Genomic DNA, 21662 nt, shown 5'->3' on the forward strand with positions numbered 1-21662 from the left:
AAGAAGATTAGTAGCTTCTATAAGAAGATTAGTCATCTATGAGGAGATTAATTATTTTAGCATAAAGTTCAGAAGGCTTTTTTCTCCAGTTGCTGCATAAATTTCGTGCTTGCTTGTTTGACGCAACACTAAGTTTAATATCTATAAGCGTAAAATTATCTTCTGAAGCGGTTAGGTTAACTAAATAATTATTATTGTCTTCTATTGTGTAATCAGCACTAACCGTTAGTTCTTTTTTGATATTTTCAATATGAACTTTCAAATAGCTATCAATAAGTTGTATCTTGCTTTCAGAAATTCTTCCTTTGAATAAGGATAGAACATTGTCACCCTTTTGTGAAATGACTAATCTATCTTTACCTTTCTGATCAGTATGCTTAAGTAGGTTAGATGCAATAAGTTCCGTAATATATTGTTGCAAAGTAAAATAATTTATAAAATTATTCTCTAAAATAATTTGTGTTATTTGAATGTTAGAAATAGGGAGCTTTATTTTATAAAATATATAAAGCAAAAGAAGCTTATTTTCAGCTAAGTCTAAAGCATCTTCAAACATATCTGTTCCTCCTTGTAGTCTGCTTAATCCAAAACAATAATGAACTGTCTTGTTTCATGTAAAATTAACTATAAACATTATAACATAAAAAGCACCGAAATGATTCGGTGCTTTTAATTTTTAGTACTATATAATGGTTTATCTGAATTTTCAAAAGAAATAAACTTTATAAATTAAATTATACACATATATATTAACTTTTAGAATATAAATTTAAAGTATAAGTGCGCGAGGAGACAACAGGTGATATCTATTACTTTGGTACAAAGTGATTATAAGGAGGGTATAAGAGAACATGAATTACATAAAAAAAAATCTAATAATATTTTGTGCGATTTTCATTGGAGTTTTATCAACTATATGCGTTTATAACTTAAAAACTAAGGGGGTGTTTTTGGGTGAAGAACGTAAATTACCAATTTACTCCGTAGATACTAAAGAGAAAAAGATTGCAATCTCTTTTGATGCAAACTGGGGTGATGATAGAACAGATGATATATTAAAAATATTAGATAAGTACAATGCTAAAGCAACATTTTTTATAGTGGGAGCGTGGATAGATCAGTATCCGGATAAGGTAAAGACGATGCATCAAAAAGGCCATGAAATAGGAAATCATTCTAATAATCATCCTATAATGACTACAATATCTAAAGAGAGAATGAACAAAGAAATAACCACCACAGATGCTAAGATAATGGCTGTAACAGGGAAAGAAACAACTCTTTTTAGATGCCCATCTGGAGAATATAATAATTTAGTAATTGAAACCGTAGAATCAACAAATCATTATTGCATTCAATGGGATGCAGATAGTATTGATTGGAAAGAGCAGGGGGCAGAAATTGAGTATAATAGAATAATTAAAAAGACTAAGCCGGGCTCCATACTTTTATTTCACAATAATGCAAAATATACCCCTGAAAATTTGGATAAAATTTTAAAACATTTTAAGGCTCAAGGCTATGAATTTGTAAAAATATCAGACCTTATATACAAAAAAAATTATTATATAAATGAATCAGGAAAACAAATACAAAAATAAAAATTAAATGTATTGAAATTTAGAGTGTATTTGTATTATAATGGAAATGACAATTAGTTATAATTTTGGGAAAATAGATATAAACAAAATTCTCTTAATATTAGGTATATTACATTGAAAAACTGAATATTTATATTCTAAAGAAAGTTTATTAAAAAAACTAAGGGAAAGAGGGATTATGATGGATAATGTTATGTTAAATAACAAGATTTATTTAGAAGGAAAGGTAGTATCTGAATTAAAATTCAGTCATGAAATGTATGGAGAAGGCTTTTATGTATTTGATTTTGAGGTTTGGAGACTTAGCGAAACAACAGATATTTTAACTATAACAATTTCTGAAAGATTAATTGCAGGTATGAATATTACAATAGGAAATGAGTTTATAGTTGAAGGCCAACTTAGATCTTACAATAAATTTGTAGACGGATCTAACCGATTGATATTAACAGTATTTGCTAGAGATATTAAAATTTGTGAAGAACACAGTAAGAACCCAAATCAAATATTTTTAGATGGATATATTTGTAAGAATCCGGTGTACAGGACAACTCCATTTGGGAGAGAGATTGCAGACATGCTTTTAGCAGTTAACAGATTGTATAATAAATCTGATTATATACCTACAATTGCTTGGGGACGAAATTCTAGATTTTGTAAAAGTCTTGAAGTAGGAGATAATATAAGAATTTGGGGAAGACTTCAGAGTAGAGAATATCAAAAGAAATTGTCAGATGACGAGGTTATAAAGAAAGTGGCATATGAAGTCTCTATATCAAAAATGGAAAAGGTTGCTAAAGATGGTAAGGAAACAGTGGAAGCGGATATAATTGCTGAAGAGCAGGACTTTGAAGCTCTAGACGTTATATAGTTATATATAGCATAATTTTCTTCTTTTAATGGGGTTGAAAAGAGCATATATTACGTAAAATACATTCGAACAAGCTTTAGTAATTCAAACTAATTTTAATGATTGATACGTTAAGAACAGTATATGTTTGAGCTTTCGCGAGTTTGTACTGTTTAGTATCTTTCAATAAAATTAATTTAGAATTACTTAGCGAAGTAAGATGAATTTGTAGTAATATATGCTCTTTAAATTTTTCTTATTTTCTTAAATCATCAAGTAGTTTAGTTTTTTCTTTAGTGCCACTATCCACATTTTTTATTATTTTTGCTGGTGATCCAGCAACTACAACATTTTCAGGAACATCATTTACAACTACAGAGCCTGCTGCCACTATAGAGTTATTTCCAATTTTCACTCCTTCTAAAATTACAGCATTGGCTCCAATTAGTACATTGTCTCCAATTTCACAAGGACTTTTGCTTGGCGGTTCTAACACGCCTGCTATTACTGCACCTGCACCTAAATGAACTCTTTTACCAAGTTTACCTCTTGCGCCTACCACAGCATTCATATCTACCATAGTTTCATCGCCAATTTCAGCACCTATGTTAATTACGGCACCCATCATTATAACGGCATTTTTACCTATGGTGACCTTATCGCGTATAATTGCACCTGGTTCAATTCTTGCATCAATATTTTTTAAATCTATCAAAGGAATAGCAGAGTTTCGTCTGTCTTGTTCAAGTTTGGATTTTTTGATTTTGTCTTTATACTTTATTAGAAAATCTGATACCTCATTACTTTCTCCAAAAAGGATATAAAAGTTCCCGCTACCGAAATTCTCTATATTTCCAAATTCGCATTGTGATAAATCTCCATCAATATAGAGTTTAAGTGGAGTTGCCTTTTTAGCTTCTTTTATGTACCTTGCAATTTCATAAGGGTCGGTTAAATCATAGTTCATAGTTAATCTCCTTTCGTATTATAAGTATTAAGCCAAAATTTCATTTTTATGCATTTAATTTCGATTACACTATAAATATCATTAGAATATGAATGAAATTAAAAATGTAATTTTAACATAAAACTATATATTATAAATAATATAACAAAATCTACAGTAATTAAACAAAATATTACTATTATTCTAGAACAATTTAAAAAATACTGATTTTTATTCTATTATATAGTAAAATACTTATAATGCAAATGATTGAAAAGTACAAACACATGAAAACTAAGACACTTGAAAAGGATGATGTTATGAATAATTTATTTTCAAATAATGTAAGTAATGTAGAGATTTCTGGAATTAGAAAATTTTTTAATAAGGTTTCACAAGTTGAAGGGGCGATTTCACTGACTCTTGGTCAACCTGATTTTCCAGTGCCTAAAAATATTAAGAAGGCCATGATTCAAGCTATTAATGAAAATAAAACTGAATATACAACTAATGCAGGTATCGCGGAGCTTAGAAATGAGATTTCTAATTTTTTATACGGCACAGGCATCAACTATTCAGCTGATGAAATAACTGTGACTGTTGGTGGAAGTGAGGCACTGCTATGCACATTTGCAGCATTTTTAAATGTTGGAGACAAAGTGCTTATACCAACACCAGCTTATCCAGCTTATGAGAGCTGTGTAAAGATTTTTGGAGCAGAAGTAGTTAATTATGAGCTTAACAGTGATTTTACTATTAATTTTGAAACATTAAATAAACTTATTAATGAAGAAAACCCTAAGATTTTAGTGATGTCACATCCGTCTAACCCTACTGGAGCAGCATTATCATTAGTCGAGCGAGATAAACTTTTTCAAATTCTAAAAGAAAAAAATATTTACATAATAAGTGATGAAATTTATAGCTCATTATGTTATGAAAAATACTATTCATTAGCTCAAATTGATGAATTAAGGAATAAAGTAATTTTGGTGGGTGGGTTTTCTAAAATATTTTCAATGACAGGCCTTAGAGTTGGATATGTTTGTGCTAGTAAATATATCATGGATAATATAATGAAAGTACATCAGTATAATGTTTCTTGTGCAGCATCAATATCCCAATGGGGTGCATACGAGGGATTGCTTTCCAGCATGAATGATGTAAATAATATGAAAATGGAGTTTGAGAGGAGAAAAGATTATGTATATAAAAGGTTGAAGCAAATGGGAATGGATACAACTCTTCCTAAAGGTGCCTTTTATATATTCCCCTCTATAACAAAATTTTCTATGAGCAGCGAAGAGTTTTGCAACAGACTGTTGAATGAAGGTAAGGTCGCTGTTGTGCCTGGTTCGGCTTTTGGCACCGGAGGAGAAGGTTTCATAAGGATATCATATTCTTATAGTATGGAAGTGTTAAAAGAGGGTTTAGATAGAATGGAAAAGTGGATTAAATCATTACCATAGTGATTTTTCGCCAGAGTGATTTGAAATAAGAGTTTGAAACGCACCTAGGTGCAAACTCACTTCATACTATATATCATATCTATATTCAAATGAGGAAATATTGCGCGATCGTGAAACGAAATGGTCGCGCATGTAAACTCACAACTGTAAAAAAATTATTTTGGGCTTATCTTAGATCGGACTTAAGAATGTTCCGAAGCAACATCCTTAATCAATGCCTAAAATTAATACGGAAGTCAACCTTTATTAAAAACCAAGCAATGATTGATATCAAGCAACAACCAAGCAAGACAATCGATGACCTACCTATGTTTCGTATATAACTTGGGGGAACGTCTTCATTACTCAAACCTATCATTACATTTTTGCTACCTTTCTCTGTGGTAATCTGCATGCCCACAGTGCTACCTTTATCTTCTCCAAATTGAAAATCACTTGGGTATATATATTCTATATTTTCCATCTGACCATAACTATTAAGTGAACGAGACATTCCTACATATCTAATTTTCCCTTTAGATTTATTAAATACTGTATTAATATCTTTATTTATAGAATCTATGTTAACTTTACTATATGAACTCATTATATTATAAATTTCATTATTTCTTGTCTCAATCTGTTTCCAATAAATGTCATTGCTGAATTTAGAAACAGAACAAGATATTATGGTTATTAAGAGAAAGGCTACTGATATTATTAATGCTTTCTTTGCTTTATTGTTCACAAAATTAAATACACCAATTAATTCATTTTCAATTTGATTTTCTTCACCAAATCTATTAATTGCAATGGAAATACTTTCTTCTTCAGATTTTCCTTCAGATTTTAACTCTTCTATCAATTGCAATAAATGATTTTTCATCTCATATTTTAATGCTTCAATTTCTTCTTTATTGCCACCGACATGTTTGTAAACTGAATTAACATACTTATCAATCTGTTTCATAAATTATGCCCCCTTGTAAAATGTATCAATAATATTTTTAAAAAATATCCATTCAGTTTTCTTACTGTTTAAATAATTAATGCCTTCATATGTAATCTTGTAATATCTACGCCTTCCTCCACCACTTTTTGTATCATCCCAATATGGGGAAATTAACTCATTTTGTTCAAGCCTTTTTAATACTACATATAAAGTGCCTTCTTTAACCTCAAATGTTTCTTGACTTGTATTTCTTATCTTTTTTGCAATGTCATATCCATATAAATCTTCATCTACTAATAGGCTTAATATTATACTTTCAATGTATCCTTTTATCATCTCTTTATTTATTTCCAAATATTATCACCTCCATAAATATAGTAGCATAGATTACTATATAGTGTAAAGTAGTTTATGATATCATCTACCAAATAATCGAGTAACTGAAAGTAGGAAATAAAAAAGATTATGGTAGAGTTGCTTGGCTACTTAGTTTGTGGTGCTTTTACAAAAAATAAAAAGAGCATTTCTGCTCTTTATGTTTCACACTATCTAACGATAGTACATCAATAGTCATTTTTAACCCTCTCATTTGTATTATGCTACTTTTCTGACTATCCCATTATTACAATACATTTCTTCATAGAATCACTCCTTAAATATTCTGTATTTTTAAATAACAGTAACATACCTTACCTTAATAATATAGTGTATATGTTATTCACCATACATCTTAGGTACAGCTTAATGAAATGCGCAACAGCATGAACTTTCTACGGAAGTGTCCTTCTTATTTTAAGTCACGCAGGAGAAAGTTCATATGGATGCACTTATATTCTTTATTAAAGGCTAAATTGACATATTAACTACATCATCCATACTATATAGACCTTTCTCTTTTCCGTATATATATTCGCAGGCTTTAAGTGCACCTATTGCAAAAACATCTCTTGATATTGCGGTATGCTTAATTTCAATACATTCTCCTTTTCCTGCAAATATGACTTCATGATCACCTATAATATTTCCACCTCGAACAGCGTGAATCCCTATTTCATTAGGTTGTCTTTTACTTAAACCGTCACGTCCTTTGACAAAAGTGGTTTCTTCATTAATGGAATTCTTAATTGTATTTGCAAGAAGTAGAGCGGTGCCACTAGGGGCATCGACTTTTTGATTATGATGCTTTTCAATTATCTCAATGTCAAAATCCTTGTAAAGCATATTGCTTATATTTTTTAGCATATTATTAACAACATTTATACCTATAGACATATTTGCAGAGTGAAATACTGGGATTTCGGTGCTAAGGGAATTAATTTTAGATAATTGCTCAGGAGTGTAACCAGTAGTGCAGAACACAATAGGGATATTTTTCTCACTAGAATACTTACATAAAGAATCTAGTGCATTTGGCCTTGAAAAATCTAAAATTACATCTATATCATTTTCACATTCAAGTATACTGTCATAGCATGGATAGCTTAAATTAGAAGAATTTTTATCAATACCTGCAACAATTGAAATCGTTGTAGATGCTTTAGCCATTTCAGAAATAACTTTGCCCATCTTTCCATTGCAACCATTTAGAAGCATTCTAATCATTTGATTTCCTCCTTTAAAGGGATATTATACGCTTTTAATTCTTTTTTTAGAATCTGTAAATTATTTTCATCCATTTCACATAGTGGTAGTCTTAAAGGACCAACATCCATTCCCATAAGATTCATAGCTGTTTTTACAGGGATAGGATTAGTTTCTAAGAATACAGAGTTGTTAAGAGGAAGATACCCCAATTGAATTTTTAGAGCCTTTGCATGCTCACCCTTTAAATATAATTCGCACATGTTATGAATGTCTTTAGGAATTATATTTGCAAGAACAGATATAACTCCGATACCTCCTAAGGAAAGTATAGGTATAACTTGGTCGTCATTACCTGAATAGACATCTAATCTATCTCCGCAGAGTGATTTAATCTGTGCTATCTGACTTATATCGCCACTTGCTTCTTTAATTGCTACAATGTTTTGTACTTCGCATAAATTTAGAAGTGTGCGTGGAGTAATATTAAGACCTGTTCTCGAAGGAACGTTGTATATTATTATTGGTGAAGTTACACTATTTGCAATTGCCTTGAAATGCTCAACTAAGCCTTTCTGAGTAGTTTTATTATAGTAAGGCGTAATTACAAGTAATCCGTCTACTCCAATTTTTTCTGCCCATTTACTCATGCTTATTGCAGCGGCAGTGTTGTTACTTCCAGTGCCCGCGATTACTGGAATTCTCTTATTAACTAGACCAACTACAAATTTTATAGTCTCTTTTCTTTCTTGCTCTGTCATAGTGGAACCTTCACCCGTAGTACCACATACTACAATGGCATCTGTCTTACTTTTAATATGCCATTCTATTAATTCTTCGAGTTTTTTTAAATCTACGCCTCTTTCATTAAATGGAGTAACTATTGCAACACCAGAACCTTTAAAAATACTCATAAGATTACCTCCTAGTAGTTTATACTATATAGTTATTAATTTAGATTGCTTTTAGTGAAGCATTTCGTAATATTAGTGATAATAAATTGGAAAACACATAAATTATCACTAAAATATTTTTCTTCATTAGATTATATTATATAGCCCATATATGAAAATATATATACTTTTTTAAAAAAAACTGAAAATCAGCAAGGCATAATTTCTAGGTAAATATTTACAAAGTCGTAATTTAAATCATATCATAATTAAATCATCTCCTGCGGAGCTGCAATATTAATGACTTCAAAAGGAGATTTACCCCTTTGTAGACCTCTGGAGTAGATAACAATTCTCAATTGTTATCCCCCCGCTGAAGTTTTCTATTTGTTAGGGTATGTAACTCCCACTTATAGAAGTGGGATACTTTCCTTCTGAAATGTCATTAAATAACGGGTAATGTTTATTTTTTTATTATGAATAAAAAACCTCGAATTGTAAAAAATATAAGATATTACAATTATAATCGGGAGGTATATGATGGGTAAAACACCTTTGAAAAAAGTTATAAAAGCTAAATTAAGAACAAATAAAGAGTTAACTAAAAACGAAATGCTAAGAGAATCGTTAAAATATGAAATAGCAGAAGAATTAGGATTAACAGAAAAGATAGATGCTGATGGTTGGAGTGGACTAACAGCAGAAGAAACAGGAAGAATTGGAGGCTTAATGACAAAAAGAAAGAAAGCCATAAATCTTCCTAAAAACAAAGATTTTTAAAGATATTAAGCAAATTACTTTGGACAATATTTGGTGTATAGGTTAGAATATTATATACCATTCTTTGAAAAAGGAGAAATGTAATATGAACTGTTACAAAGAGTTTGCTTGTATATATGATGAATTAATCAATTCTGATATTGATTATAAAACATGGGCTTCCAAAATATTATGTATTTGCAAAGAGTATCACTTAGATATGGAGAGTTATTTAGATTTAGCCTGTGGTACGGGAAATCTTACTATAGAAATTGCAAAGGAGTTTAAGCATACGTGGGCAGTTGATTTATCTTGTGATATGTTAAGTCAAGCAGAGAAAAAGGTGAGGGAGGCTCGCGTAGGAGCAAAATTTGTATGTCAAGATATTTGTGAATTGAATCTAGACAATACTTTTAACCTTATAACTTGTTGCTTAGATTCTAGCAACTATATATTAAAAAAAGAAAATTTTAAAAAATATTTATTAGGTGCTTACGATTTATTAAAAGATGATGGTTTATTCATCTTTGATATTAACTCTTATTATAAACTTACCAATGTACTTGGTAATAATATTTATAATTACGATAGTGATGATGTAGTGTACATTTGGGAAAATTATTTAGAAAATGATATAGTGGAAATGAATTTAACTTTTTTTGTGAAAGAAGGACAAGTATATAGACGTTTTGATGAGCAACACTCTGAAAGGGCTTATAAAGAAGAATATGTGGAAAGTCTTATAAAAGAAATTGGGTTCAAAATAATTAAAAAGATGGATAACTATGAAGATAAAGTAGTAAGCAAAATCACAGAGCGAATATGTTATGTGCTTAAGAAGTAAAAAACAAGAATAGTTTACAGGAGGCTAGTATATGGATAAATTGGTTAGAGCTACTGCAAAGAAAGGCCAGGTTAGAATAGTTGCAGCAATAACTACGGATTTAGTAAATGATGGAGTTTCTATGCATTTATGTGCACCCACGGCAGCAGCTGCTTTTGGTAGGATGCTAACGGCTGGTACTCTTATGGGAAGCATGTTAAAGTCACATCAAGATAGTTTAACACTGCAAATTGATGGCGGAGGAGAAGCAAGAGGAGTGGTAGTAACTGCTCATGCTGATGTAAGTGTAAAAGGGTACATAGGAAATCCTAATGTAGATTTGCCTGCAAACAAACAGGGGAAACTTGATGTAAGTGGTGCCATTGGTACGGATGGTTATTTAAGAGTTTTAAGAGATTTGGGACTAAAGGAACCGTATTTAGGTCAAGTACCAATCTCCACAGGTGAAATTGGGGACGATTTAGCTTATTACTTTACTGTTTCAGAGCAAACGCCGTCTGCTGTTGGACTCGGAGTTTTAGTTGACACAGACATGAGTATTAAAGCTTCAGGAGGGTTTATAATCCAGATGATGCCTGGTGCAGATGAATTTTTAGCTGATATAATAACGTATAGACTTGAAGAAATTCCATCTATAACTGAATTAATAGCAAAAGGGATGAACATCGAAGAAATTTTAGAATTTATTTTTGAAGATATGGAACTTAAAATACATGAAGAGGTTAAGCCGACTTATAAATGTGATTGTTGCAGGGAAAGAGTTGAGAGGGCCTTAATAAGTATAGGCAAAAAGGATTTACAAGAATTATATAATGATGGTAAAACAGAAGAGCTTAAATGCCATTTTTGTAATGAAAATTATGAATTTAATCATGAAGAAATTGGGCAATTACTTAAAGAAGCTAATTCGTAGATAAAAATGCAGCTTTGGATAAAGAGAATATAGTATATGTGGTATTGCTTTTTATAGTGAGCAAGACACAAACTATATTCTATAGTAATATATGTTTCAAATTGTAGTAAAGTGGAGTAAATTCGATAAATAGGGAGCATAATTTAAATATACATGAATAATAACTATATTCATGGTTGACAGCCGTAAGAAAATCTTATAATATATTAAAGTACTCACAAAGTACACATGGACGAGGAAGTTAACAATAAAGTAAAAAAACAGTTAACACATAAAGTTGTTGACAAGTTTTATGAAATGATGTAAACTGTACTAGTCTGATAAAGACATGTGGGAGCATAGCTCAGCTGGGAGAGCATCTGCCTTACAAGCAGAGGGTCACAGGTTCGAACCCTGTTGTTCCCACCACATATGGCTCAATAGCTCAGTTGGTTAGAGTGCCGCCCTGTCACGGCGGAGGTCGAGGGTCCGAGTCCCTTTTGAGTCGCCATTTGAATTTAGTAAATTTGAAGAATTATTAAGGCTGGATAGCTCAGTCGGTAGAGCAGAGGACTGAAAATCCTCGTGTCCCTGGTTCGATTCCTGGTCTAGCCACCAATGGTGCGGAAGTGGCTCAGTGGTAGAGCGTCACCTTGCCAAGGTGAACGTCGCGAGTTCGAATCTCGTCTTCCGCTCCAACTATAATTATGAATAATGGCGCTATAGCCAAGCGGTAAGGTCAAGGTCTGCAAAACCTTTATTCCCCGGTTCAAATCCGGGTGGCGCCTCCAAAACAATAAAAAGTAGTCTAAATGCTGATATTCCAGCAGTTAGGCTACTTTTTTATTTCTGTATATTTTGGATTTTTTAGACCCTAAAAATACTACCTCTATCGATTAGTTTTCCATTTCTCAAAAATACGGGTTCTACCTTATGCTTATTTAAAAATTTTAATACTTCTTTCCCATACAAATAATGATCTAAGTGACCATAAAAAGCTAAGACATTGTCTTCGATAAGGCCTGTTGCACCACCTATAAAACCGTAGTTAAGCCCAGGAAGGATAATATCACCAGGTGGGATTAATAAAATATCTATTTTTTCAAGGCTTAAAGCCTTAGCAATAGAAACATCACTAGTTATGATTGCGTGATCATTTACTATGCAAGTAGAACATTTTGTATAACCTTGCTTAACATTTATTAATTTTCTGTTTTTTAATAGTGACAAAAGATTAGTGTCAGTAAAATTAACTGAGTGCACAAAAAGATTGCCTAGGCTTAATGAATTGAGACATATATTATAAGGGTATTTATCATTTAAAGGTGAATTTGATTTATAAACTTTATAATTTAGCAAAACTAAGCTCTGTATAAATTCATTATCCATATCTTTATGAACTATAATATCATTGCCTAAAATATGTATAAGCATATCAGGGTGACCACATACAGCCTCGTATAAAAGGTTACTAGGAGGGCAAATAAGCAAGTTATATCCTCTAGAAACTAAATATTCCTTTTCTTCATTATGAATTCTAAAATCAACAATAATATTTTTCATTACAATACTCCTATTTAATATTTATTTTCTTATGTTTATTTTATAACACAAAGCTATCACAAATTGCAATATGTCGATAATTGTTTAATCTATTTTGCATATACATTAATATTACACACATACTATCTTAGTGAGAAAGGAGTGTGCGAAATGCTTTTATTAACTATTGTATATAATAGGAGTATGGAATGCATTATTGATGAAATTAAAGATATTAAGAAGCGTTTTGAAGATAAAAAAGTAATTTCAGGCATAGCGGAAAATATAATAGAGGATACTCACATAGTAAAGTTTTTTTGCAGTGATGACAACTTAAGCGATAGTAGCATCAAAACATTTAATTTGCAGGTTGCAAACATGTTATATAAAATAGTTGTAATGGAATTTTGTAAAAAAGGACTCAAAAATTTTTTAGATGAATCTTATTTTTTTCTGCAATATGATGAAATAGAACAAGTTAAACCTAGGATACAAGAATACTTGATTAGTGAAGGGACTATATCTGGGCCTAATGGGGTATATTGTATGAATAGGAAAAATGGTATTCTTGATAAGATAACTAAATGTATAGAAGATAATAATCAAATTAATATAAGTGGATTTTTAACCTTCAGGACAAAAGAACTAAAGGGAGATTTAGAGTGCATAGTAGATAAAGTTGTGGAAGAGTATATGGTAGAGAAAGAATATAATGAGTTTATAAAATTGCTTAAATACTTTGTTGATGTTCAGGATAGTAAGGTAGATGAAATTAACATTCTAATTGAAAAAAACGGAAATTATCGTTTAACGGATGAAGGAGGTAATGATTTACTAGGAAATATGATGATGGAGTTACCGGATGTTAAATTTGATTCAAAAGAAAACCGAGAAGAACTTATAATTAGCACTATGATAACTAATGCTCCTAAAAAAGTAATTATACACTGTGTAGAACATTGTAAAAATAAAGAACTAATACAAACAATAAGTAAGGTTTTTGCAGATAGAGTTCATTATTGTGATAAATGTGTTAAATGTGAAGAGATAAAAAAAGAAACTCTTGTATGGTAGTAAGGCATATTGATTTGTTGTCTATTTGAAGAAGCTTATATATTTATATGTGAATAAAACAAATAAAAAAGTATTGACAAACAAATACTTAGATAGTATACTTTAAATTGTTGTGAATGAAAATATAAAAAATATTTTAATATAATAGAATTATCTTTTACAAGAAGAAACAGCCGTTTCTCACCTAACAGTAATGCTAGTTAGGTTAATTAGTAATTTAAATTTGTTACTATTAGGGACGGCATTTTGCCGTCCTTTTAATTGTTTAAATATCGTAAAATCATCTAAATGCACTTAGGAGGTGAAAATTATTAGTAAAAGCAAAGATTTCATGATGAATGAAGAAATAAGAGTTAGAGAAATAAGAGTTATTGGAGCTGATGGTTCTGCATTAGGTATTTTGAATACTAAAGATGCGTTGAATCTTGCGGAAGAGAAAGATTTAGATTTAGTTATGATGTCTCCTACTGCAAAACCACCAGTATGTAGAATAATGGATTTTGGTAAGTTTATCTATGAACAACAGAAAAAAGAAAAAGAAGCTAAAAAGAAACAAAAAGTTGTTAATCTTAAGGAAATACGATTAAGTGCAACAATAGAAGATCATGACATTGCAATTAAGGCTAGTAATGCTAAAAAGTTCTTGTTAGATGAAGATAAGGTAAAGATAACCGTAAGATTTAGAGGTAGAGAAATTGAAAACTCAAAAGTAGGACATAAGATATTAAAATCTTTTGTAGAAAAAATCGGTGATGTTTATATTGTTGAAAAACCAGCGAGACAAGAGGGAAGAAATATGATAATGATTTTAGCTCCCAAAAAAGCATAACCGAGAGGAGGAATTTTATTATGCCTAAAATGAAAACACATAGAGGCGCAGCAAAAAGATTTAAGAAAACAGGAACAGGTAAGTTAAAAAGAGCTAAAGCTTTTACAAGCCACATATTAACAAAGAAAAGTCCAAAAAGAAAAAGAAACCTTAGAAAAACAGCATACGTTTCAACAACTCAAATAAAAGCGATGAAGAAATTGTTACCATACTTATAATTGAATGGTGATTAGGAGGTATATTAAATGGCAAGAATTAAGAGGGCAGTTAACTCTCGTAAAAACCATAAAAAAGTATTAAAGCTTGCAAAAGGCTACTATGGTGGTAGAAGTAAGTTATTTAAAACAGCTAATGAAGCAGTAATGAGAGCACTTAGAAATGGTTATATTGGAAGAAAATTAAAGAAAAGAGATTTCAGAAAACTTTGGATAGCTAGAATCAATGCTGCTACAAGGTTAAATGACCTTTCATATTCAAGATTCATGAATGGAATGAAACTTTCAGGCATAGATATTAACAGAAAGATGCTTTCCGAAATTGCTATAAATGATCCAAAAGCTTTTGCTGAATTAGTAGAAGTTGCAAAAAAACAATTACAAGCATAAAAATTATTTATTCAAAAATGTAGCCATACGGCTGCATTTTTTATTGCATTTTTGACAAAGATATGTAAAGTGATATAATTAGTAAAACATCATAGTTGAAAATTTAGAGGTGAATAATTTGAAATTAGATATTGAAAATCTTAAAAAGAAAAGCATATATACTCCTGTTCGGATACTTGCATTAGGGTTTGCTATAGTCATAGTCATAGGGGCTATACTACTAAGTCTACCTATAGCTTCTCAAAGTGGTGAAATTACGCCTTTTATAGATTGTATATTTACCTCTACATCTGCTGTGTGTGTTACGGGACTTGTAGTACTAGACACGGGAACATATTGGACATATTTTGGGAAAACAGTGATAATGTTACTTATAGAAACAGGTGGACTTGGATTTATGTCTGTAGCTACTTTAGTTTTTTTAGTTTTAGGTAAAAGAATAACATTAAAGGAAAGACTAGTGATGCAGGAAGCTATGAATGTAAACTCATTACAAGGGTTAGTGAAAATGGTCAGATATGTATTGATATTTACAATTTATGTTCAGACAGCAGGTGCGGTGTTATTCTCAACGCAATTTATTCCTAAATTTGGAATCGCCAAAGGAATTTATTATAGTGTGTTTCATTCGGTGTCTGCGTTCTGCAATGCTGGGTTTGATTTGATGGGAAACTTTAATAGTGTTACTGCTTATGCTAATAATTCTGTAGTAATATTAACAATTGCAGCATTAATAATAATAGGTGGGTTAGGATTTTATGTTTGGGTAGAAATTTATAATTGCAAGGGAATAAAAAGATTGTCACTCCATTCTAGAATAGTTATTTATTCGACGATAGCCTTGGTTGTTTTAGGGGCAATATTTATGTATATTTTTGAGATGAATAATGCTGACACTATGCAAGGAATGTCTATTAAGGGTAAGTTTTTATCTTCAGTTTTTGCATCAGTTTCTCCAAGAACAGCTGGGTTTAATTCTATACCACTCGATAAAATGACCACAGCGGGAAAGTTTTTGACAATAATTTTAATGTTTATTGGAGGATCGCCTGGATCAACGGCTGGCGGAATAAAAACGGCTACTGCCATTGTGATTTTTATGACTATAGTGTCTGTGGTTTGTGGACGAGAAGACACTGAAATATTTCAAAAGCGCATAAGCAAAGAAGTTGTGTATAAAGCGTTTGCAGTATCTCTTATTTCACTAACCATTGTTATAGCAGTTACTATGATATTATCTATTACAGAGCATCCGAATATTCCTTTTGAGTACTTTTTGTATGAGGCTACTTCAGCATTTGCTACAGTTGGCTTAACATTAGGGTTAACTACAAAATTAACATTTGTAGGAAAGATAATAATATTACTTACCATGTATGCTGGGAGAGTTGGACCACTTACTATAATACTAGCATTAGCTAAAAATAAAAAAGGTAAATCGGGAAATATAAAATACCCAGAAGGCAAAATTTTAATTGGATAGGGGTGGGGTTAATGAGTAAAAAACAGTTTATTGTTATAGGTCTCGGAAGATTTGGAGAGTCCGTTGCTGAAACATTATATTCTTTGGGAAATGATGTATTAGCAGTTGATTTTGATGAAGATGTAGTTCAAAATATTTCGGATAATGTAACTCATGCAGTTCAAGCTGATGCGAATGATGAAAATAGCTTAAGGGCTCTTGGAATTCGTAATTTTGATTGTGCAGTTATTAGTATCGGTTCTAATATCCAATCTAGCATTTTGGCAACACTCTTAGTCAAAGAATTAGGAGTAAAATATGTGATAACAAAAGCGACTAATGCCCTGCATGCTAAAGTATTATATAAAATAGGTGCAGACAGAGTAGTTTTTCCAGAAAGAGATATGGGTGTACGCGTTGCTCATAATTTAGTATCATCAAATATATTAGATTATATTGAATTATCTCCTGATTATAGTATAGCTGAAGTTATTAGCCCCGAAGAATGGCATAATAAAACCTTGGGAGAATTAAATATAAGAGCTCAATATGGTATAAATGTAATGGCTATAAAAAGAAACAATGATATTGATGTTGCTCCGGCAGCTGATAATATTGTTGAACCAGGTGATATTATTGTTGCCATAGGTAATATTGAAGAATTAAATAAGTTGGAAAATCTAGTTAAATAAGGGGCATTCAGTTTGGAACATATTCAAGGCAAGGATAATTTATTGATTAAAGATACCAAAAAGTTAAAAGAAAAGAAATATAGAAAAGACAGTAATATGTTTTTAGTTGAAGGTTTCAGATTTGTAGAAGAAGCTTTGGATTCTGGTTTTGAAGTGGTGCATATTTTTATAAGTGCTAGAGGAGAGTTAAAATATGAAAACTCTTGTATGAAGAACAAGCTACAGAAGAATACTAAAGTTTATAGTGTTAGTGACAGTTTATTTAAAAGTATTTGCGATACGGATAATCCGCAAGGTATTATTGCTACAGTTAGAAATAAACCGGTAGAGATTAAATATGATCATGGCTTCTATATGTTAGCTGATAAAATTCAAGACCCAGGCAATATGGGAACTATAATTAGAACTGCTCATGCGGCGGGAGCACTAGGAGTTATAATTACAAAAGGAACTGTAGATATTTATAATGAAAAAACTTTAAGATCCACAATGGGTTCTATTTTTAAAATACCCGTTATTTACGATAGTGATTTATCAGTGGTGCAAAAGCTTAGAAGTGCTGGATTTAAGCTAGTTACTAGTTCATTGGATACTGATAAAAACTTCTATAATGTAGATCTTAGAGAAAAAGTTATTATATCAGTTGGAAATGAAGGGAATGGAATAAGTGCCGAAGTTTATGAGATATGTGATTTGAAAATTAAAATTCCTATGCCTGGTGGTGCAGAATCTTTAAATGCAGCTGTAGCTGCATCAATTATGATGTATGAAGTCGTAAGACAGAAAAATAATTTATGATTTTAAAATTCATAGTTGAATTTTTTTGTAGTTGTGGTTATAATATTTTATATACTTCCATAAATTAATAATAAACTGTGACGGAGAAAGTAAATATAAAAATACTTACAGGGATAAGAAGCCTTAGACTGAGAGCTTCATTAAGAAATTTTTATATCCAAGTTCACTCCGGAGTTCTAATGGTGAAAAAAAGTAGCTGTTGGCGGGTAGAATCGATAAATTTATCTAAGAGGACTATTTTTAGTCAATTAGGGTGGTAACGCGGATTTTCCGTCCCTTCATTAGGGACGGTTTTTTTTGTTTTATAAAGAATTATCAAAATATGAAAGGAGCATTCATTATGAAAGAAAAGTTAGAAACGATAAAAGCTGCAGTTTTAGAAGAATTAAAAGGAGCTGATATTAAAACAGAATTAGAAAATATCAGAGTTAAATATTTGGGAAAAAAAGGTGAATTGACACAAATATTAAGAGGCATGGGACAGTTATCAAATGAAGAAAGACCAATTGTTGGTAAATTAGCAAATAAAGTTAGAGAGGACATAGAGACGCTTATAGATAAAGCCTCAGATACATTAAAAAACAATGAAAAAGAAATGAAGCTGAAAAGTGAAGTTATAGATATATCTATGCCAGGGAAAAAACAAACAGTAGGTAAAAGACATCCGTTGGAGTTAACACTTGAAAAAGTTAATGAAATATTTTTATCTATGGGATTTGTTATTGAAGAGGGCCCTGAGGTAGAAAGGGATTATTATAACTTTGAGGCATTAAACATACCTGAAAATCATCCGGCAAGAGGTGAACAAGATACTTTTTACATAAATGATAGTATAGTTTTAAGAACCCAAACTTCACCAATACAAATAAGAACTATGGAACTTCAAAAACCGCCTATAAAAATGATAGCGCCAGGTAAAGTTTATAGATCGGATGCAGCAGATGCTACTCATTCACCAATATTTTATCAAATTGAGGGGCTTATAGTAGATAAGGGAATTACTTTTGCTGATTTAAAAGGGACGCTAGAATTGTTTACGCAAAAAATGTTCGGAGACGAAATGGAAACAAAGTTTAGACCACATCATTTTCCGTTTACAGAACCATCAGCTGAGATGGATGCCACTTGTTTTGTGTGCAATGGTAAAGGTTGCAAGGTTTGCGGCGGTAGCGGCTGGATAGAACTTTTAGGTTGTGGCATGGTTCATCCGGACGTTTTAAGAAATTGTGGGATTGATCCAGAAGTTTATAGCGGATTTGCTTTCGGATTTGGCCTTGATAGAATTACAATGTTAAAATACGGAATAGATGATATTAGGGCACTTTATGAAAGTGATATGAGATTTTTAAAACAATTCTAAAATACAAATAATAATGCAGCTTCGCAGAAGATGATTTAATACTATACAAATTCTAGGAGGATATAAAATGAAAGTTCCAGTTAAATGGCTTAAAGATTATGTAGATATAGATATTTCACCAAAGGTGCTTGGAGATAAGTTAACCATGTCTGGTTCAAAAGTAGAAGAGGTTATTATATCAGGTGCTGAAATTGAGAAGGTTGTTACAGGGAAAATAATAAAAATAGAAAAACATCCGGATGCTGAGAAATTAGTTATATGTCAAGTGAATATAGGATTAGACGAACCAATACAAATCGTTACAGCAGCTACTAATATGAAAGAACAGGATATAGTACCAGTAGCACTTCACGGATCAACGCTACATGGAGGATTAAAAATAAAAAAAGGTAAACTCCGTGGAATAGTTTCAAATGGTATGTTCTGCTCTGCGGAAGAACTTGGAATTGCAGTTGATGAACCAGTTGATGGACTAATGATACTTCCAAGCGATACGATCGTTGGAAAAGACATAAAAGAAGTATTAAATCTTCAAAGTGTACTAATAGATTTTGAAATAACTTCAAACAGAGCAGATTGCTTAAGCATTCTAGGAATAGCTAGAGAAACGGCTGCAACTTTAGGCACGCAGTATAGAAAACCAGCGCTGGATTATAAAGCTACCTGCAAGGATAATGTGGAAGACATTTATAAGGTTCATATTAATGATGAGCTTTGCAGAAGATATATGTTAAAGGGTATAAAAAATGTAAAAATTGAGCCTTCTCCACAATGGATGCAGGAAAGACTTATAGAAGCAGAAATTAGACCTATAAATAATATAGTGGATATCACAAACTTTGTTATGGTAGAGCTTGGTCAACCTATGCATGCATTTGATGCTAGGCAAATTACGACTAATGATATAGTGATAGAAAGAGCAAGTAACGGAGAAAAATTTATTACTTTGGATGAGATAGAAAGAGATCTAGATGAAAGCATTTTAACTATTAAAGATGGAGATAGAACTATAGCCATTGCAGGCATTATGGGAGGCTTAAATTCAGAAATTAAAGATGACAGCACAAGCATAATAATTGAGAGTGCAAACTTTAATGGCGTTAATATAAGACTCGCTTCTAAGAAATTATCTTTAAGAACTGATGCATCTTCTAAATTTGAAAAAGATTTAGATCCTAATATGGCTGAAATGGCAATGGATAGAGCTTGTCATTTAATAGAAGAATTAGGTGCGGGTGAAATAATGGACGGATGCACTGAGGTATATCCGAGTAAAATTAAATCTCATACTTTAGAAGTAGATGCAAATTGGATTAATAAATTTTTAGGAACTAATATATCTATGATAGATATGAAAATATACCTTGATAGATTAGAACTTGCTACAGAAATAATAGGTGATTTTTTAATTATAAAGGTACCTACGTTTAGGTCTGATATTAACATTAGAGAAGATGTCGCAGAGGAAATAGCTAGAATGTATGGGTATGATAATATACCATCAACTATGCCTAAGTGTGAAACCTCAAGGAGTGGAAAAAGTGAAAAGCAAAAATTAGAAGATAAAGTAGTGCTTTCTTTAATTGGCAGTGCACTTAATCAATCTATAAGTTATTCTTTTGTAAGTCCTAAAATATTCAATAAAATTTTAGTTCCTGGCGATAGTGAATTAAGAAAAGTAGTTACTATAAAAAATCCTTTAGGAGAAGATTATAGTATAATGAGAACTACAACTATAGCATCTATGATGGAATGTTTATCAAGGAATTATTCAAGGAATAATGAAGAAGCTAGGTTATTCGAAATAGGTAAGGTGTATATACCAAATGAAGATGTAGATAAGCTTCCAGAGGAAAGAAATATATTAACTATAGGAATGTACGGAAATGCTGATTATTTAGATTTAAAAGGTGTAGTAGAAAATGTGTTAGATATTTTGGGAATGAAAAATACATCATTTAAAAGAGAAAGTGAAAATCCAACTTATCACCCAGGAAAAACATCAAACCTATATGTAAAGAGAGAATTTATAGGTGTGGTTGGAGAAATTCATCCGAGTGTTTCGGAGAACTATGAAGTGCAGCCAAGATGTTATATAGCAGAATTAAACTTAGATATGTTATATAAATATGCTGACTTAAATAAGAAATATAAAGCACTTCCCAAATTTCCAGCTGTAACAAGGGATATTGCACTTATAGTTGATGAGAGGGTTTTAGTTCAAGACATTGATGATATAATTGTAAAGCAAGGTGGAAATATTCTAGAAAGTGTTAAATTATTTGACGTGTATAAGGGTAAACAAATAGCAGAAGGAAAGAAAAGTATAGCCTATGCTATAGTATATAGACGCTCGGACAAGACATTAACAGATGAAGAAGTAAACAAGGTGCATGAAAAAATATTAAGATCTTTAGAGCATAAATTAGGTGCTGAACTTAGATAATGTAAATAAATTGAAACTCCCTTAGAAATAAGGGGGTTTTATCATTTCATGCAATCTCAAGAAATAAGTGGACATTATATTAATTGTT

The 21662-nt window shown here is 31.3% G+C and carries 22 protein-coding genes, 5 tRNA genes and 2 other annotated features; of the genes, 20 read left to right on the top strand and 7 right to left on the bottom strand.

The annotated features are described in order from the left end of the window. Window positions 1-28 precede the first annotated feature (28 nt). Window positions 29-556: a DUF4364 family protein gene (locus ACWJJ7_RS16325; protein WP_462963018.1), complete on the bottom strand. Its 528-nt coding sequence runs from the start codon at window positions 554-556 to the stop codon at window positions 29-31. 295 nt (window positions 557-851) lie between these two features. Between ACWJJ7_RS16325 and pdaB the strand changes: the two genes are divergently transcribed. Then, window positions 852-1601 (top strand): polysaccharide deacetylase family sporulation protein PdaB, encoded by a 750-nt coding sequence (gene pdaB / locus ACWJJ7_RS16330; RefSeq protein ID WP_462963019.1) that lies wholly within the window; start codon window positions 852-854, stop codon window positions 1599-1601. 181 nt (window positions 1602-1782) lie between these two features. After that, on the top strand, window positions 1783-2472 hold the full coding sequence (locus tag ACWJJ7_RS16335; protein ID WP_462963020.1) for a single-stranded DNA-binding protein: 690 nt from the start codon (window positions 1783-1785) through the stop codon (window positions 2470-2472). Between the two features lie 235 nt (window positions 2473-2707). Here ACWJJ7_RS16335 and dapD read toward each other — a convergent pair whose 3' ends face one another. Then, window positions 2708-3418, bottom strand: coding sequence for a 2,3,4,5-tetrahydropyridine-2,6-dicarboxylate N-acetyltransferase (gene dapD / locus ACWJJ7_RS16340; RefSeq protein WP_462963021.1), 711 nt, complete (start codon window positions 3416-3418; stop codon window positions 2708-2710). A 299-nt stretch (window positions 3419-3717) separates the two neighbouring features. On the opposite strand from dapD, the gene ACWJJ7_RS16345 reads away from it, so the two are divergent. Beyond that, window positions 3718-4866 (top strand): aminotransferase class I/II-fold pyridoxal phosphate-dependent enzyme, encoded by a 1149-nt coding sequence (locus tag ACWJJ7_RS16345; RefSeq protein WP_462965027.1) that lies wholly within the window; start codon window positions 3718-3720, stop codon window positions 4864-4866. Between the two features lie 211 nt (window positions 4867-5077). On the opposite strand, the gene ACWJJ7_RS16350 is transcribed toward ACWJJ7_RS16345, so the two are convergent. The 4 genes from ACWJJ7_RS16350 to dapA all read right to left on the bottom strand — a co-directional run bounded on the left by ACWJJ7_RS16350 (window position 5078) and on the right by dapA (window position 8292). Further along, complete coding sequence (locus ACWJJ7_RS16350; RefSeq protein WP_462963022.1) at window positions 5078-5815, bottom strand: permease prefix domain 1-containing protein; 738 nt, start codon at window positions 5813-5815, stop codon at window positions 5078-5080. A 3-nt stretch (window positions 5816-5818) separates the two neighbouring features. Beyond that, window positions 5819-6151 (bottom strand): PadR family transcriptional regulator, encoded by a 333-nt coding sequence (locus tag ACWJJ7_RS16355; RefSeq protein ID WP_462963023.1) that lies wholly within the window; start codon window positions 6149-6151, stop codon window positions 5819-5821. A 492-nt stretch (window positions 6152-6643) separates the two neighbouring features. Beyond that, window positions 6644-7399: a 4-hydroxy-tetrahydrodipicolinate reductase gene (gene dapB / locus ACWJJ7_RS16360; RefSeq protein WP_462963024.1), complete on the bottom strand. Its 756-nt coding sequence runs from the start codon at window positions 7397-7399 to the stop codon at window positions 6644-6646. Further along, window positions 7396-8292, bottom strand: coding sequence for a 4-hydroxy-tetrahydrodipicolinate synthase (gene dapA, locus ACWJJ7_RS16365; protein WP_462963025.1), 897 nt, complete (start codon window positions 8290-8292; stop codon window positions 7396-7398). The genes dapB and dapA overlap by 4 nt, the downstream gene beginning before the upstream one ends. A 519-nt stretch (window positions 8293-8811) precedes the next feature. On the opposite strand from dapA, the gene ACWJJ7_RS16370 reads away from it, so the two are divergent. From ACWJJ7_RS16370 to ACWJJ7_RS16405, 8 genes are all read left to right on the top strand, one after another. Continuing rightward, complete coding sequence (locus ACWJJ7_RS16370; protein WP_462963026.1) at window positions 8812-9051, top strand: small, acid-soluble spore protein, alpha/beta type; 240 nt, start codon at window positions 8812-8814, stop codon at window positions 9049-9051. Window positions 9052-9136: 85 nt separating this feature from the next. Continuing rightward, complete coding sequence (locus tag ACWJJ7_RS16375; protein WP_462963027.1) at window positions 9137-9874, top strand: class I SAM-dependent DNA methyltransferase; 738 nt, start codon at window positions 9137-9139, stop codon at window positions 9872-9874. Window positions 9875-9905: 31 nt separating this feature from the next. Further along, window positions 9906-10787 (top strand): Hsp33 family molecular chaperone HslO, encoded by an 882-nt coding sequence (gene hslO / locus ACWJJ7_RS16380; protein ID WP_462963028.1) that lies wholly within the window; start codon window positions 9906-9908, stop codon window positions 10785-10787. Between the two features lie 332 nt (window positions 10788-11119). Further along, window positions 11120-11195 (top strand) — tRNA-Val (locus ACWJJ7_RS16385). Between the two features lie 5 nt (window positions 11196-11200). Continuing rightward, window positions 11201-11277: transfer RNA gene (locus ACWJJ7_RS16390), tRNA-Asp, on the top strand. Between the two features lie 31 nt (window positions 11278-11308). Continuing rightward, window positions 11309-11384: transfer RNA gene (locus ACWJJ7_RS16395), tRNA-Phe, on the top strand. A gap of 5 nt (window positions 11385-11389) precedes the next feature. Further along, window positions 11390-11464: transfer RNA gene (locus ACWJJ7_RS16400), tRNA-Gly, on the top strand. An 18-nt stretch (window positions 11465-11482) separates the two neighbouring features. Next, window positions 11483-11557 (top strand) — tRNA-Cys (locus ACWJJ7_RS16405). 76 nt (window positions 11558-11633) lie between these two features. On the opposite strand, the gene ACWJJ7_RS16410 is transcribed toward ACWJJ7_RS16405, so the two are convergent. Beyond that, window positions 11634-12329, bottom strand: a complete 696-nt coding sequence (locus ACWJJ7_RS16410) for a DUF6873 family GME fold protein (RefSeq protein ID WP_462963029.1) — start codon at window positions 12327-12329, stop codon at window positions 11634-11636. Between the two features lie 150 nt (window positions 12330-12479). Between ACWJJ7_RS16410 and ytxC the strand changes: the two genes are divergently transcribed. The 9 genes from ytxC to pheT all read left to right on the top strand — a co-directional run bounded on the left by ytxC (window position 12480) and on the right by pheT (window position 21574). Next, window positions 12480-13382: a putative sporulation protein YtxC gene (gene ytxC / locus ACWJJ7_RS16415; RefSeq protein ID WP_462963030.1), complete on the top strand. Its 903-nt coding sequence runs from the start codon at window positions 12480-12482 to the stop codon at window positions 13380-13382. Between the two features lie 155 nt (window positions 13383-13537). Next, window positions 13538-13649: a sequence feature (ribosomal protein L20 leader region), on the top strand. Between the two features lie 34 nt (window positions 13650-13683). Beyond that, a complete protein-coding gene (gene infC, locus ACWJJ7_RS16420) occupies window positions 13684-14211 on the top strand; it encodes a translation initiation factor IF-3 (protein WP_462963031.1) in 528 nt (175 codons plus the stop codon). A gap of 20 nt (window positions 14212-14231) precedes the next feature. Further along, the gene (rpmI, locus tag ACWJJ7_RS16425) at window positions 14232-14429 is read left to right on the top strand and encodes a 50S ribosomal protein L35 (protein WP_331947824.1); all 198 of its coding nucleotides are present in this window, start codon (window positions 14232-14234) and stop codon (window positions 14427-14429) included. Between the two features lie 27 nt (window positions 14430-14456). Then, entirely contained in the window at window positions 14457-14816 is a 360-nt protein-coding gene (gene rplT, locus ACWJJ7_RS16430) for a 50S ribosomal protein L20 (protein ID WP_165414229.1), read from the top strand. Between the two features lie 118 nt (window positions 14817-14934). After that, the gene (locus ACWJJ7_RS16435; RefSeq protein WP_462963032.1) at window positions 14935-16299 is read left to right on the top strand and encodes a TrkH family potassium uptake protein; all 1365 of its coding nucleotides are present in this window, start codon (window positions 14935-14937) and stop codon (window positions 16297-16299) included. A gap of 11 nt (window positions 16300-16310) precedes the next feature. After that, window positions 16311-16970 carry a potassium channel family protein gene (locus tag ACWJJ7_RS16440; protein ID WP_165414231.1) on the top strand — a complete coding sequence of 220 codons (660 nt, stop codon included), beginning with the start codon at window positions 16311-16313 and terminating at the stop codon, window positions 16968-16970. Between the two features lie 12 nt (window positions 16971-16982). Then, complete coding sequence (locus ACWJJ7_RS16445; RefSeq protein ID WP_462963033.1) at window positions 16983-17768, top strand: TrmH family RNA methyltransferase; 786 nt, start codon at window positions 16983-16985, stop codon at window positions 17766-17768. Between the two features lie 68 nt (window positions 17769-17836). Then, window positions 17837-18049: a binding site (T-box leader), on the top strand. A gap of 59 nt (window positions 18050-18108) precedes the next feature. Beyond that, window positions 18109-19128, top strand: a complete 1020-nt coding sequence (gene pheS, locus ACWJJ7_RS16450) for a phenylalanine--tRNA ligase subunit alpha (protein WP_462963034.1) — start codon at window positions 18109-18111, stop codon at window positions 19126-19128. A 67-nt stretch (window positions 19129-19195) separates the two neighbouring features. Then, window positions 19196-21574 (top strand): phenylalanine--tRNA ligase subunit beta, encoded by a 2379-nt coding sequence (gene pheT, locus ACWJJ7_RS16455; protein WP_462963035.1) that lies wholly within the window; start codon window positions 19196-19198, stop codon window positions 21572-21574. Window positions 21575-21662 lie beyond the last annotated feature (88 nt).

The organism is Clostridium sp. CM042 (assembly GCF_055080995.1).

What these genes read in the sequence shown, in the direction of transcription:
- ACWJJ7_RS16325 (WP_462963018.1), bottom strand. Translation starts at nt 556, where the DNA reads ATGTTTGAAGATGCTTTAGACTTAGCTGAAAATAAGCTTCTTTTGCTT.
- pdaB (WP_462963019.1), top strand. Translation starts at nt 852, where the DNA reads ATGAATTACATAAAAAAAAATCTAATAATATTTTGTGCGATTTTCATT.
- ACWJJ7_RS16335 (WP_462963020.1), top strand. Translation starts at nt 1,783, where the DNA reads ATGGATAATGTTATGTTAAATAACAAGATTTATTTAGAAGGAAAGGTA.
- dapD (WP_462963021.1), bottom strand. Translation starts at nt 3,418, where the DNA reads ATGAACTATGATTTAACCGACCCTTATGAAATTGCAAGGTACATAAAA.
- ACWJJ7_RS16345 (WP_462965027.1), top strand. Translation starts at nt 3,718, where the DNA reads ATGAATAATTTATTTTCAAATAATGTAAGTAATGTAGAGATTTCTGGA.
- ACWJJ7_RS16350 (WP_462963022.1), bottom strand. Translation starts at nt 5,815, where the DNA reads ATGAAACAGATTGATAAGTATGTTAATTCAGTTTACAAACATGTCGGT.
- dapB (WP_462963024.1), bottom strand. Translation starts at nt 7,399, where the DNA reads ATGATTAGAATGCTTCTAAATGGTTGCAATGGAAAGATGGGCAAAGTT.
- dapA (WP_462963025.1), bottom strand. Translation starts at nt 8,292, where the DNA reads ATGAGTATTTTTAAAGGTTCTGGTGTTGCAATAGTTACTCCATTTAAT.
- ACWJJ7_RS16370 (WP_462963026.1), top strand. Translation starts at nt 8,812, where the DNA reads ATGGGTAAAACACCTTTGAAAAAAGTTATAAAAGCTAAATTAAGAACA.
- ACWJJ7_RS16375 (WP_462963027.1), top strand. Translation starts at nt 9,137, where the DNA reads ATGAACTGTTACAAAGAGTTTGCTTGTATATATGATGAATTAATCAAT.
- hslO (WP_462963028.1), top strand. Translation starts at nt 9,906, where the DNA reads ATGGATAAATTGGTTAGAGCTACTGCAAAGAAAGGCCAGGTTAGAATA.
- ACWJJ7_RS16410 (WP_462963029.1), bottom strand. Translation starts at nt 12,329, where the DNA reads ATGAAAAATATTATTGTTGATTTTAGAATTCATAATGAAGAAAAGGAA.
- ytxC (WP_462963030.1), top strand. Translation starts at nt 12,480, where the DNA reads ATGCTTTTATTAACTATTGTATATAATAGGAGTATGGAATGCATTATT.
- rpmI (WP_331947824.1), top strand. Translation starts at nt 14,232, where the DNA reads ATGCCTAAAATGAAAACACATAGAGGCGCAGCAAAAAGATTTAAGAAA.
- rplT (WP_165414229.1), top strand. Translation starts at nt 14,457, where the DNA reads ATGGCAAGAATTAAGAGGGCAGTTAACTCTCGTAAAAACCATAAAAAA.
- ACWJJ7_RS16440 (WP_165414231.1), top strand. Translation starts at nt 16,311, where the DNA reads ATGAGTAAAAAACAGTTTATTGTTATAGGTCTCGGAAGATTTGGAGAG.
- pheS (WP_462963034.1), top strand. Translation starts at nt 18,109, where the DNA reads ATGAAAGAAAAGTTAGAAACGATAAAAGCTGCAGTTTTAGAAGAATTA.
- pheT (WP_462963035.1), top strand. Translation starts at nt 19,196, where the DNA reads ATGAAAGTTCCAGTTAAATGGCTTAAAGATTATGTAGATATAGATATT.